The organism is Gelidimonas denitrificans (genome assembly GCF_055694065.1).
This window is the reverse complement of the sequence record NZ_CM146350.1, coordinates 2,542,280-2,557,104: the sequence shown is the minus strand read 5'-3', so window position 1 is coordinate 2,557,104 and position 14,825 is coordinate 2,542,280. Positions and strand designations below refer to the sequence as shown.

4 protein-coding genes and 1 pseudogene are annotated in these 14,825 nt (G+C 57.8%); 3 read left to right on the top strand and 2 right to left on the bottom strand.

Annotated features, from left to right (window positions below; all coding sequences use genetic code 11):
• The first annotated feature begins 23 nt into the window (after nt 1–23).
• From FKCLFG_RS11885 to FKCLFG_RS11875, 3 genes and pseudogenes are all read left to right on the top strand, one after another.
• Nucleotides 24–2,306 carry a PAS domain S-box protein gene (locus FKCLFG_RS11885; RefSeq protein ID WP_472613295.1) on the top strand — a complete coding sequence of 761 codons (2,283 nt, stop codon included), beginning with the start codon at nt 24–26 and terminating at the stop codon, nt 2,304–2,306.
• A gap of 155 nt (nt 2,307–2,461) precedes the next feature.
• Nucleotides 2,462–3,274, top strand: a pseudogene (locus FKCLFG_RS11880) (response regulator); the annotation flags it as partial.
• The gene (locus FKCLFG_RS11875; RefSeq protein ID WP_472615849.1) at nt 3,260–3,646 is read left to right on the top strand and encodes a PAS domain-containing protein; all 387 of its coding nucleotides are present in this window, start codon (nt 3,260–3,262) and stop codon (nt 3,644–3,646) included. The pseudogene FKCLFG_RS11880 and the gene FKCLFG_RS11875, both read left to right, overlap by 15 nt.
• Nucleotides 3,647–3,673: 27 nt before the next feature.
• Here FKCLFG_RS11875 and FKCLFG_RS11870 read toward each other — a convergent pair whose 3' ends face one another.
• Together FKCLFG_RS11870 and FKCLFG_RS11865 are read right to left on the bottom strand one after the other, a co-directional pair.
• Nucleotides 3,674–12,418: a glycoside hydrolase family 94 protein gene (locus FKCLFG_RS11870; RefSeq protein ID WP_472615848.1), complete on the bottom strand. Its 8,745-nt coding sequence runs from the start codon at nt 12,416–12,418 to the stop codon at nt 3,674–3,676.
• A gap of 293 nt (nt 12,419–12,711) precedes the next feature.
• Nucleotides 12,712–14,823 (bottom strand): AsmA family protein, encoded by a 2,112-nt coding sequence (locus tag FKCLFG_RS11865; RefSeq protein WP_472613294.1) that lies wholly within the window; start codon nt 14,821–14,823, stop codon nt 12,712–12,714.
• Nucleotides 14,824–14,825 lie beyond the last annotated feature (2 nt).

The window sequence follows — 14,825 nt, the reverse complement described above, 5'->3', positions numbered from 1 at the left end:
CAACGTATAAAATTATGCACAAAATGGAAACAACGTCGATCGAGCGACTGATCTTGATCGGTTTCGGGATGACACTGGGCGTTCTGCTTTTGGTCGGTGGCGTCGCGTGGAACGCTGCGGTGCAATCCGTTACCGCGGTCAAGGTCATCGCGGTCAGCATCGTCTTGCTGCTGTTGTTCCTGGCGCTGCTGTATGTGCGGATACGACGGGTGATACGCCGCCGTTTGGCGGCCGAACAGGCATTGCAAGAGCTGCGGCAGCCATTGCTGAAAGCGGGCGCACTGCAAGATGCCATTTTCAACAGCGCCAATTTCTCCAGTATCGCCACTGACGCCCAGGGCGTGATTCAGATTTTCAACGTCGGCGCCGAACGCATGCTCGGTTATACGGCGGCCGATGTGGTGGACCAGATCACGCCAGCGGGGATTTCGGATGCGCAGGAAGTGATCGCGCGGGCAGCGGCCCTGAGCCTGGAATGGGACACGCCGATTGAGCCGGGCTTTGAAGCGCTGGTGTTCAAGGCTTCACGCGGCATCGAAGATATTTATGAACTGACCTATATCCGCAAAGATGGCAGCCGCTTGCCGGCGATCGTGTCCGTCACCGCGCTGCGCGACGCCAAAGACAAGGTGATCGGTTACCTGCTGATTGGCACCGATAACACCGCGCGCAAACAAGTCGAAGCGGAGCAGGCGCTGCTTGATCAGCGTTTGCGCGATCAGCAGTTCTACACGCGTTCGCTGATTGAATCGAATATCGACGCCATCATAACCACCGATCCGCGCGGCATCATCAGCGACGTCAACCACCAGATGGAAGCGCTGACCGGTTGCACCCGCGATGAATTGATCGGGGCGCCGTTCAAGAATTATTTTACCGATCCGGCGCGGGCCGAGGCGGCCATCACGCGTGTGCTGCGCGATGGCAAGGTGACCAACTATGAGTTGACCGCCCACGCTCGGGATGGCAAGGAAACGGTGGTGTCGTACAACGCGACCACCTTCCATGACCGCGACCGCAATTTGCAAGGCGTGTTCGCGGCGGCGCGCGATGTTACCGACCACAAGCAATTCGAGCATGCGCTGCAGGAAAATTACGTCGAACTGGAAAGCGCGAAGGCGGCCGCGGAAAAAGCCAATCTGGCGAAATCGGAATTTTTGTCCAGCATGAGCCATGAATTGCGCACGCCACTCAATGCGGTGCTCGGGTTTGCGCAGTTGATGGCATCCGAGACGCCACCGCCATCACCGGCGCAGAAACTGTCGATCGACCAGATTTTGCAAGCCGGCTGGTATCTGCTGCGCCTGATTAATGAAATCCTCGATCTGGCGATGATCGAATCGGGCAAAGTGACGATGTCGCAAGAATCGATGTCGCTCACCGAAGTACTGCAAGACTGTCAGGCCATGATCGAGCCGCAGGCGCAGCAGCGCGGGATACAGATGACGTTCCCCCATTTCGATCATCCGTTCTATGTCCATGCCGATCGGACCAGAGTCAAGCAAGTGATCATCAACCTGCTGTCGAATGCGATCAAATATAACCGGGTCGGCGGCGCAGTCATGGTCGAATGCGCGGTGCGCGGCGAAAACCGGGTGCGCTTAAGCGTCAACGATACCGGAGTCGGCCTGGCGCCGGAACAGTTGGCGCAACTATTCCAGCCGTTCAATCGGCTTGGGCAAGAGTCCAGTGCCGAAGAGGGCACCGGCATCGGCCTGGTCGTCACCAAGCAACTGGTCGAGTTGATGGGCGGTGTCATTGGCGTCGAAAGCAATGTTGGTGTCGGCAGCGTGTTTTGGGTCGAATTTCCCGCATCCGGCGCGCCGGAGCTGGTGTTTGGCGGCAGCGGCGAAAGCAGCCTGAATGCGCCGGACCCACTGGCAGCGCAGGCATTGTCGTTCCAGCGCACGCTGCTCTATGTCGAAGACAATCCGGCAAATTTGGTGCTGGTCGAGCAATTGATTGCACGGCGCAGCGATTTGAAATTGCTGACGGCCATTGATGGCCATCTGGGCATCCAGCTGGCGCGTATGCATCAGCCGGACGTCATTTTGATGGATATTAATTTGCCTGGCATCAGCGGTTTCGGCGCCTTGAAAATTTTGCGCGAAGATCCGGTAACCGCTCACATCCCGGTCATGGCACTGTCGGCCAACGCCGTCCCGCGCGACATCGAGAAGGGGTTGAAGGCCGGGTTCTTCCGCTATTTGACAAAACCAATCGAGGTGAACGCATTTATGGATGCGCTTGATGTTGCATTGCATTATGCGGCCGAAAATGGCTTGGCAAGTGAAGCGGAACGGTAATGCCGCTGAATAACAGGTGGACGATTTTTTTGATCCGGAACAAATAAAGTTAGAACCGGATTCCCTCACCCCAACCCTCTCCTAGAGGGAGAGGGTGAGAATAGTGGCCTGGAAAATAAAACTCTTTCCAGCCCAAATCAATAAGAGGGAATGTAATGCTTGAAGCATCCGAGATTCTAAACGCCAGTATCCTGATCGTTGATGATCAAAAAACGAATGTGATGCTGTTGGAACAAATGCTGCGCAATGCAGGTTACCAACGCATCACATCGACGATGGACCCGCGCGCGGTCTGCCCCTTGCATTTGGCGCATCGCTATGACCTCATTTTGCTCGATTTGCAAATGCCCGAGATGGATGGGTTCCAGGTCATGGAAGGCTTGAAGGAAATCGAGACGGACGGTTATTTGCCGGTGCTGGTCATCACCGCGCAACCTGGCCACAAACTGCGCGCACTGCAAGCGGGCGCCAAAGATTTCGTCAGCAAACCATTCGATTTGGTCGAAGTGCAGACACGCATCCACAACATGCTGGAAGTGCGGCTGTTGTATCAAAAGCTGGGCAATTACAACAAGGTGCTGGAACAGACGGTGCAAGAGCGCACCGTCGAATTGCGCCAGAGTGAGGCTCGTTTCAAGAGTTTTACCGAACTGTCATCGGACTGGTATTGGGAGCAAGACCCACAAGGACTATTTACCAAAATCTCCGGCCCGGTTTTTGACATGCTCGGGATCGAAGCGAACGGTATGCCGGGTGCGGCCAGCGCGGTGTTGGCGGGGCGCTGGAATGCGGCCGAGCGCGCGCTGCTGGACGCCAACATTGCAGCCCGACGTCCTTTCCTGGATTTCGTCTACAGTCGCAGCAATGCCGATGGCACCACGCAATATCTGCAAGTAAGCGGGGAGCCGATGTTCGATTCGGCCAGCCGCTTTATCGGTTATCGCGGAATCGGCATGGAGGTCACCGACCGCAGGCGTCCGGACCCGGAGCAAATCCGTTTTCGCAGCGCCATGGATGTGATCGATCAGGGTGTGTGTTTGCTCGATCGGGTCAGCCTGCGCGTGGTCGACGTAAATGAAACGGCTTGCCGCATGTCAGGCTATAGCCGGCCCGAGTTGTTCGCCGTGGATCTGGCCGATCTCGGCATCGGCAGCAGCGAGGATTTGGCGCGCATCTTCGATGCGCTCATTGCAGGCGAGCCGACGCACAGGCAAACGGTGGACTTGCGCCGCAAAGATGGTTCGGCCCTGGTCGCCATGATCGATTGGCGCGCGCTGCGCGTGATCGATAACTGGATCATGGTTGGCGTCATCAGCGCCGATTGCAAACGATCGGAGTAGCAGGCTTCTTGAAAACCGGTTATTGGTTCAGCGTTCCTGAAGTTCTGCATGCACCAGTATCTCCACAGCATGCTCTCGCTTGTCATCAACCAGCGGTATCATCCCATCCATCTGCAGAAAGCCATCCACTTTTACAGCGTCCTTCACCCCAGGGTCTCTGCTTTGCGTCACCACGATCCTGTACATCGTGTCGCGATACCGATAATGCAAACCATACGTGCTCCAGTCATCCGGCAGGCACGGCGTGATAATCAGCTTGTCGCCTTTTAGCTTCAAGCCCAGCAGCGACTCCACAATCAACCTGTACATCCATCCCGACGATCCGGTGTACCAGCTCCAGCCGCCACGACCTACGTGCGGCGATACCGCATACACGTCGGCGGCAACTACATAAGGCTCTACCTTGTAGGTGGCAATATCCTGGGCAGTTTTGCCATGGTTGACCGGATTGATCATTTGCATCAATTCCCAGGCGCGCACGTTGTCGCCCATTTTGGCAAACGCCATTGCGGTCCAGATCGCCGCATGCGTGTACTGCCCGCCGTTCTCGCGTACGCCAGGAACATAGCCGCGGATATAGCCGGGATTCTGATCGGATTTGTCGAACGGAGGATCGAGCAACTGGATGATCGCGTCTTCACGCCGCACCAGCCGGCGATCGACTGCCAGCATCGCCATCTTTGAGCGTTCCGGATCGCCGGCGCCGGACAGTACCGACCAGCTTTGCGAAATCGAATCGATCTGGCATTCGGCGTTTTGCGCAGATCCAAGCGGTGTCCCATCATCGAAATACGCCCGGCGATACCATTCGCCGTCCCAGCCGTTTTTGTCGATGTTCTGGCGCAATTGGGCTGCTTCGGCATGGCAACGGTCGGCGAACGTCGGGTCCTTGTGGATCGTGGCGACTTCAGCAAAACGCATCAGAACTTCATAGAGGAAAAAACTGAGCCAGATGCTTTCGCCTTTACCGTGTTCGCCGACCTTGTCCATGCCATCGTTCCAGTCGCCGGAACCGATCAGCGACAGGCCATGCACGCCAAATTTCAATCCTCTTTCAATCGCACGCACGCAATGCACATACAGCGTGGCTATCTGTTCGGAATGGTTCGGCAGGTCGTAGTAAGAATCCTCATCCTGATTGACCGGACGGCCTTCAATGAAGTGCACGGCCTCACCGAGTACGCCGGTGTCGCCGGTGCTGATTACATAACGATACAGCGCAAGTGGCAGCCACAGGTAATCGTCGGAACAATGCGTGCGCACGCCGCGGTCGGTCGGTGGATGCCACCAGTGCTGGGCATCGCCCTCGATGTATTGATGCGCAGCGCACAACAGCAGATGTTCGCGCACCAGTTTCGGCTCGCTGTGGACCAGCGCCATGGTGTCTTGCAACTGGTCACGAAAGCCGAATGCGCCGCCGGACTGGTAGTAACCGCTGCGCGCCCACAAGCGGCAGGCGATGGTTTGGTACATCAGCCAGCCGTTGGCGAGGACATTGAGAGATTGGTCAGGCGTCTCGATTTGTACCGCGCCCAGCGTACGCTTCCAGTAGGCATGGACGGCCTCCAGCGCCTCCTGCGCTGCGGCGCTGCCGCGATAACGCTGCACCAGATCGCCGACATTGGTGCGGCGGGTATCGGCCATGCCGAGCATGAAGACGATTTCACGTTGCTGTCCCTGGACCAGTTCGAACGGCACTTGCATCGCAGCACATGGATCGAGACCGGCACCGACTTTGCCGGACAAGCGTACCCGCGCCATCGCGGCGGGATTTTGCAACGACCCGTTGCGGCCGATGAATTCATTGCGGTCGCCGCTGATGGTGCGCAACGTTGTATCGACATCGAAGAACGCGGTGCGCTCGGTAAAGTCGGTGTTGTACGGATTGCGCGCAAACAGTGCGCCGGTTGCCGGGTCCGTTTCGGTGATGACGTGCATCAATGATTTTGGACGCAGGTCGCCCAGCACCCATTCGACATAACCGGTGGCGGATAGCTTGCGTATCGTGTCGGAATCGTTGCGTATGCGCAGCACCGAATATTTGACTGCTGCATCTACTGCGACATACACGGTCAGCTCGGATGCGATACCGTCTTCACTATGTTCGAACACGCTGTAACCGAAACCATGCCGCGTGACATACTCGCCTTCGCCACGACGGGGCAGCGCAGTAGGAGACCAGGAGAGTCCGGTCTCTTCGTCGCGTAGATAGAACGCTTCGCCGCCGGCGTCGCTTACCGGATCATTGGCCCATGGCGTCAGACGGAATTCATGCGCGTTCTCGCCCCAGCTGTACGCTTGTCCACTTTCGGAAATGACGCTGCCGAACTGCGGATTGGCCATCACATTGACCCACGGCGCAGGCGTAACTTGGCCGGCTGCGGTGGTGATTACATATTCGCGTCCATCCGGCGTGAAGCCGCCAATGCCGTTCGACAGGATCAGATTGCGCTTCGGCAAGGGTGCGTCCTTGCGGGCTGCTGATGACGGACTGCGTACCGGGCTCAGGCGGGGCACGCGCACTACCACCAGGTCGCGGCGGTTGATCTGCTGGGCCAGCGTGCCGCGGCTATCGGTCAGGAAAACTCGTGCCACCGACTGCAGCAGCACACGGTCTTCGTTGGGGATCTGATCGACTAGCCGCACGAAAATACCGCCCGGAATATCAATCGCATGGGCGCCGGTGATGGATGCAATCAGCCCCATGATCTGTTCCTGCAAGACCTGCCGGTAACTGGCATGTTCTTCGTTCCAGATCACGAGATCGACCACCAGCCCTTTCGAGCGCCAATACACATGCGCCTGCACCAACTGGCGCACCAGCCCGATATTTTTCTGATTCTTGATCTGCACCAGCACAATCGGCAGGTCGCCGGAAATTGCGTAGCTCCACAAGCTTGACTGTCCGCGTTGATTGCGTATCAGGACACTGGCATCGGCGCGCAACAGCGGATTGACATAAATGATCGAGTTCGCCAGACGTCCATATAGTTGCGCATCCGCTTCGCTGGCGTTCAGCTGGCGCAGCACGACCTGGCTGTGGGCTCCCGACAGTTCGACCACACGGTCTGCTAGATGACGGTCCTGATATTTTTCGATTAAATCGAGACAGAGCGCGCGCGATTCTCCAACGCCGGTCACCATGTAGATGGTGGCCGTCTGTTCTGCGCCGATTGTGATCTGATAACGGATCGCGACGATCGGATCGAGTACCGAACCTTCGGTTCCCGTCAGCGGCGCTCTGTCCTGCATCGCTTGCGGCGCAGCGACGGTATTGTCGCGGCCGATGAATTGCATGCGGTCGGTCTCATACGATACCGCGCCGATGTCGGCGCCATGCACCGCCATCAGATGGAACATCCACGGCATTTTTTCATTCGCAGAACGCGGGCGGCGGGTGCACAGGAGGGCGCGGGACGAATGGATGATTTCAGTCTGGACGAACAGGTTGGAAAATGCTGGATGCGCCGCATCGGCGGCGGCCGGCGCCAGCACCACTTCTGCATAACTGGTGATGTCGATGGTTCTGCTCTGGCGCGAACTATTGATGATGTGGGTGCGACGCAGTTCGATATCGTCTTCCGGCGACACTACGATTTCTGTGTGCATGTTGAAGTTGTTGTCGCTACGGCGGAATTCGGCGCGGCCTTCGGAGAAGATAACTTCATAATTTTGCGGCTGCGTCAGTGTCGGCTGGAAGGCGGTCGACCAATAGCGGCCGTCTTCCAGATCGCGCACATAACAGAACGTGCCCCAGTTGTCGCGCGTGCAGTCTTCACGCCAGCGGGTGATCGACAGGTCGTTCCAGCGGCTGTAGCTGCCGCCGGCGCTGGAGACCATCACATGGTAACGACCGTTGGACAGCAGTTGCACTTCCGGTGTGCGGGAGTCGGGACGCTGCAGCACGCGCATCTGCATTTCCTGCGTGGTCGATACGGTGCGGATGTCGGCCAACTCGGTTGTATTCGAATAGGTCGCGGAGGCTTTCGGCACGCGCTCATGCAGCAGCGACATCGTGGCCTGGAACAGCGGATCGGATTCGAAACGTTTTTGCAATGGACGGTCGAGTAGCAGATATGCCAGCGACAGGAATCCCATGCACTGATGATGCGCCATGAACGAACGAATCACTTCATTGGTCTGCCCGCGCGGCAGACGTGACGGCGTGTAATCGACGGCTTCATAGAAACCGAACTCACCTTCGAATCCCTGGGCCGACAATTGCTGCAGGTTGCTACATGCTTTTTCGGGCGCCACCATCAATGCCATCATCGAGGCATACGGCGCAATCACCAGATCGTCGCCGAGCCCGCGCTTGAAGCCCAGGCCCGGCACCCCGAATGCACGGTACTGATAATTCAGGCTGGCATCGAAAGCGTTGTAGCCCGATTCTGAAATGCCCCACGGCACGCTGCGCTGGATGCCGTATTCGATCTGCCGTGCTACTGCCGAATGATAAGTCTGGTCGAGCAGGGTGTTTTCAAATGTCGGCATCACCAGCAGCGGCATCAGGTATTCGAACATCGACCCGCTCCACGACAACAGGATCGGTTTGCCACCGGCGATGGTGAGTTGGCGTCCGAGCGCGAACCAGCTTTCCTGCGGTAATTGTCCCTGCGCGATGGCAACGAAGGTGGTCAGCCTTGCTTCGGATGCCAGCAGGTCATAGCAGCTGGCATCGAGGCGTCGCTCGGTGACGTTGTAACCGATCGCCAGCAGGTGCGTGGCCGGGTCGTACAGGAAGCCGTATTCCATGCGTGCGAACTCTAACGATTGCAGTACCAGCTGGTCGATCAACAGTATGCGTTCGGCGGCGCGGCGGCTGCCATCGGACACCAGTTTTTGGAGCGCGGACACACGGTGCGCCTGTTGCGGATTGGCGTGCCCGGCAAGCCGCTGCTCGAACGCCGGCGTCAGATTGGTATGGAGTCGCGCCAGCTGGCGCAGCGTTGGAATCTGGCCCAGTTCGGGGAAGTCTCCGAGCCAATCGCCAGGTTCGAGAATCTGTGTCCACGGCGCCAGGAAGCTGAGTTCATTTAACGCTTCACGGCACTGGCTTGCGAGGGCGCGCGCCCATACGTTGATCGGCAAATCGGGTACCGGGTCGAGGCCGGTAACGAAGTTCGCGGCGCAGTGGCTCAGTCGTTCCAGGCAATCGTGGGTGACCATCAGTGTGCTCGGCGCAGCCTGGCAGGCTGACTCGAAGACTTTCTCGAACTGGACCAAGATGCCCGGCTGCGTTCTATTTGCAGTGTCTGCAATGGCGCGCAGGATTTCAAAGGTATCGCGGATGCCGGAAAATACGCGATTACCGAGGATCGGCGTATCGAGCAATCCGACCAGGCCGGGACCCAGCGTAAGCAGGTGGCCGGCAAGGTTGCCGCTGTCCACCGACGAGACATAAATCGGATGTAGAGGCGTCAGGTATTGCGTGTCGTACCAGTTGTAGAAATGGCCCTGATAACGTTCCAGCGCAGCCATGGTGCGCAAGGTGTTTTGGGACCGTTCAATTAATTGCCCGGCTGGGATATAGCCGAAGTCGTATGCGGCCAGATTGGCAAGCAGCGACAGGCCGATGTTGGTGGGCGAGGTGCGGCGCGCGATTACCGCCACCGGATGTTCCTGCACATTGTCGGGCGGCAGCCAGTTGCCTTCCGGGCCGACGTGGGTTTCAAAAAAGTGCCATGTCTTGCGCGACAGCGATTTCAGGAACAGCGTCTGCGCATCGGACAAATGTGCGCTGCGGCGCGCGATCGGCCGGCTGATCCAGTACGCGATTATGGGTGAGGCCCACCACAGCAGCAGAATCGGCGCAGCCGCTTCCATTGCAACCAGATTGTTCATGGTCAGCCAGGTAGCGCTCGCCAGCGCTGCCACCGGTGCGATCCACATCGATCGATAATAGGAAACTAGCCCAAAGACATTTTTTGAAGGGCCTGAGTTGCGACTGGCCGCGCTGTATGGATTCCATTCCAGCAGTTGCCGGTGCGAGACCAGGACCCGCCAATGGGTTCGGATGATTGTGTCAAGGGTGAACCAGGCTTCATACGGCAGGAAGATCAGCGTCAGGGCAGCATGGATAAATTGCTGGGTAGACGAGCGCAGTAATGCCGAAAAATGCTGGCGGAACAGCACATCGACCGGCTTGCGCACGAGGTTCCAGATGAATGCGCAGACCGATGGAATCAGCACGATGCCAAGCACCACGCCGCTCCAGAACCAGGCGGAGGACAAGGTTGGCGACAAGGCGCTCCAGCCTGTCAATAATAATGCCGTCGTCGCAAACGGTACGACGCTGCGGCGCAGATTATCGAACAGCTTCCAGCGCGACAATGCCGAGAGCGGATTACGGTAGCGACGGACCTTGCCGGTCGCTGCATCGCGTGCGCCGGGTACGCTCGGCAGCAGCCACGATGCAATCTGCCAGTCGCCGCGTATCCAGCGCCGGCGACGGTTGACGTCAGCGCTGTAGCCGGATGGATATTCTTCATAGAGTTGCACATCGCTCAATAAACCGGCACGCGCATAACATCCTTCGAGCAGGTCGTGGCTGAGAATACGGTTTTCCGGCATGCGACCGTTCAACACATGTTCGAATACATCGACATCGTAGATCCCTTTGCCGATGAAAGAACCTTCGCCAAATAGATCCTGATAGACATCCGACACGGTGCGCGTATACGGATCGATACCTGCTTCGCCACCGCATAGCAGTTCATAGCGCGATGCCTCGGCGCTGGGCAAGCTGACCGCCACCCGCGGTTGCAGGATGCCGTAGCCTTCGCACACGCAGCGGCGTGTTTCGTCAAACTGCGCCTGGTTCAATGGATGCGCCATGGTGGCCACGAACTGCCGTGCGGCGTCGCGTGGCAAATGGGTATCGGTGTCGAGCGTGATCACATACCTGACATTGGTCAGGCCGTCGGTGTTGCCAACGATCAGTGCGTACGCATCGGCCGTGCCGCCGCGCAAGAAGGCGTTGAGGTCGCCCAACTTGCCGCGTTTGCGCTCATAACCCATCCAGGTTTTTTCCTGTGCGTTCCAGCGCCGCGGCCGATGCAATAACAAAAAATTGTCGCTATTGGTGGGGCGATATTTTTGATTCAATACATCAATATTTTTTTTCGCGTATTCCAGCAGGGCTCCGTCGGCCGGCATCGTTTCTGTTTCCGCATCGGTGAAATCGGTCAGCAGACAAAAGTGCAAACTGTCGTCGCGGTTGGCAAGAAAGTGGACCTCAAGCGCCTCGGTCAGGCTGTCGATATTTTGCGTCGAGAACAGCATCGTCGGCACCACGACCAGCGTGCGCGATTCAAGTGGAATACCCGTCGAAAAATTCATGCGCGGGAGCGGGCAGGGCAGGGCGATTAAGGTGGCACACCAGTTGACCATGGATAGCGCAAGCTGGCTGGTGGCCACTAGTGCGATTAATGCGACCAGAACCAGCAGCCATTCGTCCACGCCATCGGCAGCGGCTTTAAAAACGATGACGCCGGTGGCGGCCAGGGTGAGCAGCAATATGCTGCCAAGATAGACCGTGAGCGGTGCGCCTCTGGAGGCCCGTCGTAGTGCTTCCCCTGTCGGCAACTGGAACGCTGCCGAGCTTTCCAATTCTGGCAGACCATTGCCGATCAAGTAATAACCAACATGCGCGGTGCGGTCTTCTGCCCCGGTCCCGGCCCCAGTTCCAGTCCCAGTCCCAGTCTGGATCGTATGGGCACTGGCAAGTCGAATCGCTTTGTCGGCGACTTCAACTTCGGACAGGCGGCTGTGGCTGGCAATTTTTTCCACCACATGCCGATAGTTGTCGCGCGTAGCGAAATCCATTCGCGCGTAGACGTCGGCCGGGTCTTTGCGCAAGGTGTGGTCGACCACACTCATGGTTTCGACAAATTCGCGCCAGTCCATTGCACTGAGAAAGCGCAGGCTGCAGATGCTATTGCTAATCGATATCTGGTCGGTGGCTTGCTGTTGTGTTTCCAACTGGACCATGAGTTCGATGGTTTGGCCGGAATTCGCCAGATGTTGCGACAGCCAGGTAAGCGGCAGCGTCAGCGCCGGAGTTTGCCCTTGCAGACGCCGCACCAGTTCGGCCACGAATGCACTGTCCATCGGTGGATCGGAACGGGCCATGTCGGCCACCAGCAGGATCAGTTCATTAGGATTCTTTTCGGCGGCCTCCACCATTCTCTCGGCCCAGGAATAGGCCAGGTCGCGGTTGATGCGGGTTGTCGCCAGCCGGGCGGCGACGCGCCGCAGGTTTTCGATCAGCGCCAGACGCAGCATGATCGGAATCGCCCACAGTTCGCCAAGCTTCAGTGTCGTGATCTGTTGGTAGGCGGCGACGAAGCGGGACAGGCTTTCAGGATCGACGCGGCCATCGCCGTGTGCAATGGTTTCCAGTGCGATGTCGTATACGCGTGGCCTGCCTTGGGTGCTGCCGCGTAGCAGACGTGGCAATTCCCTGCTGTAATTTTTTGGGAGATGCCGCTTGGCGGTGCGAATTTGTTCTTCGATCAGATAGAAATTGTCGAGTAGCCATTCTGACGCATGGGTCATTTGCCGGCCAGCCTTGATTGCCTCGGCCAACTGATTGCAGGCATTGATAATGATGTTTTCATTATCGGCGAGGCGCGCCAACAATTGGTCGCGTCCACGTCTCGTGCTCAGCCTGTGTGCGTTGGCCAGAATACGTCCGTGTTGCTCCATCTGCAAGGCGCTGAATAATTCCGCGCGCAGCGGCAGCTCTTCATATGTTTGCCGGCCGAACATGTCGCTGGACAGCAATGTCTTTTTGAAGCCAAGTAAGTAAGCTAACGCATCGCGTAGGGATGTGCGGTCTAGTTTCAATTTTGACGCTCCCGTAAATCGATCATCGTATTGAATTGATTCAGGAAAAGATGTAGCGCCGCACCTTTCGGTGCGGCGTTAAAATTGATTTTTTGATATTACCACCGGACGACAGATTGGATTTTGCGTTACCGCACAGAGAAGAAGTATGGATTGGTTGCTGTGCAGCTTGTTCACAAGCTGCACAGCAACCAAGCGAGGAGGGGACTATCGATTTACTTTGCGCTGGGCTTGGCTTTGCTGCGGTAAGTCTTGCCCGGTGGCGGCGCCACCGGCTTGACGTGCGCATTTGCCAATAGCTTGGCGCACTCGCTGTTTTCTCCCGGCCCGGTATTGATCAAGGGGATCAGGGCCGCGATGGGCGCTAGGGCGGCCAGCACAATCGCGCCCCCCGCTTTCATTGCCAGTACGCCCTTGTCGACACTCACGCTCGGCTGCTTGAAGCTGCCGCGCACATACAGCGGCGCTCTGAGCGAAAGCACGCGCAGTCCTTTGCTATCGGGCTTGATGGTCAAATCCAGTTGTTCCTGCGCCAGATTGATGTTGCCGCTGACCTCCAGAATGGCCTCGTCGGTATCAATGATGAAGCTGCGCGTTTGCATCACTCCCCTGGTCACGCCAAAATCGGTCGCCATGCAATTGAGCTTGACTTGCTTGTCGCCCACCAGGCGGGTGACGATCACGTTGCCGATATTTAATCCCATCTCTTCGAGCAAGAGCTTGCTGATCGTGCCTTGATTGATCAGAGTCTTGATCTCGCCATTGGACGCGCCCAGCAAGCTGGCCACCGAGTTGCCGACCGCCGACAGGGATGCGTCGCCATTGATTTCGCCAACGCTCGCTTGCAGCGGTTGCAAGGTGGGAAATAATTGTTTCAGCTTCAAATGACGGGCCGTCACTTTCATGCTCGCCTTGATCGCATTCTTGCCGGCTGTTCCGCTGCCGTCGAGCGTGATGTCCGAATTCAGGCTGCCTCCCGCCATGTCGAAATTGAGCGGAGACAAGGACAACACGCCGTCTTGCAAGCGCAGGTGCGTGGTCAGTTTGTTGATCGGCAATTCCTTATTGCGAACAATTTTTTCGGCGCTGAATTGTATGTCGGCATCGATACTGGTCCAGCGTTCCGTCTTGAAGGGTTCGACCGGCAATGCCTTGTTGGTCGGCTGGACCACATCTGCGCCGCGTTTGGCCTTGCTGGTATTCGAGTCGGCGCCGATCAGGGGCGCCAGATCGGAAAATTGCAACAAGCGCGACACGACCGTTCCGGATACCAGCGCGCGCGGCTGTTTCGATTGATATTCGAGGCTGCCGGCGATATCGCTGGAGCCGACCTTGCCTCTGAATTTTTCGTAAATCCAGTGGCCGCCATCTGGGCTCAGAGTGCCGATCAAATGACCTTCGGTGGCAAACGGCGGCGTCTCCGGCATGACGATGCCGGTCAGTGCGTACAGTCGCGCCATGCTCGCGCCGGATGCTTTCAAACGCATGTCGATTGCCGCCAGATCAGTCGGCTTGGTCAGCGTACCCTCGACCGCGATCGTGGTTTTTCCCATGCGCAGATTGGCCATGATGGGATAGGGCACGGTTTGGTGTTGCAGCGATAACACGGCGCCGGCACGGCCGTTGCCGCTGACTGTTTCGCCGTTGTACTTGCCGCGCAATTTCCAGGCTACGCCATAACGCGGGTCCGAATCGAGCGTGTCGATATCGGCCGTCACATCGGCATGCTTGATGGCGTCGACCAGATGGACGCTGCCTTTGGCAAAAACGACGCGTTGCAATTCCAGCTGCCAGGGCGACGCCTTCTCGTCTTGCTTGAAAGTCCAGTTGTTCTTGCCATCGGCGTCGCGCCGCAAGCTGACCACGGGCGAATCGAAACGCAGGACGGGGATGACGATCTTTTTTCCCAACAATGCAAAGGGATTCAGCGAAAAGGAGAATTGCCGGATGCTTGCCATCTCGACCGGCAGCGGTGCGGTAGCGCTAGTATTTTTACCAGCCGGAGCCGGAGCCGGCTCTGTCATGGCTGGCGGATTGCCGATGTGAACGTCTTGCGCCACCAAATGCGGCCACGGGATGCTGCTGCGCCAACCTTCATCGGGCTCGATCGGGCCTGCAGCTTGCCCGCTGGCCTGCTTTTCCCAAGTCAGCGCAAGGTCGCCGGCGATCGCGAACGGCCGGCCGAGCGCTTCACTGGTGCGCGCATTGAGCCATGGCCTGGCGCGGTTCCAGTCGAAATTGAGCAGCACCAGCAGCGTGAGCGCAAGAACAGCAATCAGGCTGCCGACAACGGCGAGCGCTATTTTCGTGCGGCGCGGCATATTCATGA

Excerpts from the sequence above, each read along its gene's own strand:
- FKCLFG_RS11885 (WP_472613295.1), top strand. The coding sequence starts at position 24 with ATGGAAACAACGTCGATCGAGCGACTGATCTTGATCGGTTTCGGGATG.
- FKCLFG_RS11875 (WP_472615849.1), top strand. The coding sequence starts at position 3,260 with ATGGAGGTCACCGACCGCAGGCGTCCGGACCCGGAGCAAATCCGTTTT.
- FKCLFG_RS11870 (WP_472615848.1), bottom strand. The coding sequence starts at position 12,418 with ATGTTCGGCCGGCAAACATATGAAGAGCTGCCGCTGCGCGCGGAATTA.
- FKCLFG_RS11865 (WP_472613294.1), bottom strand. The coding sequence starts at position 14,823 with ATGAATATGCCGCGCCGCACGAAAATAGCGCTCGCCGTTGTCGGCAGC.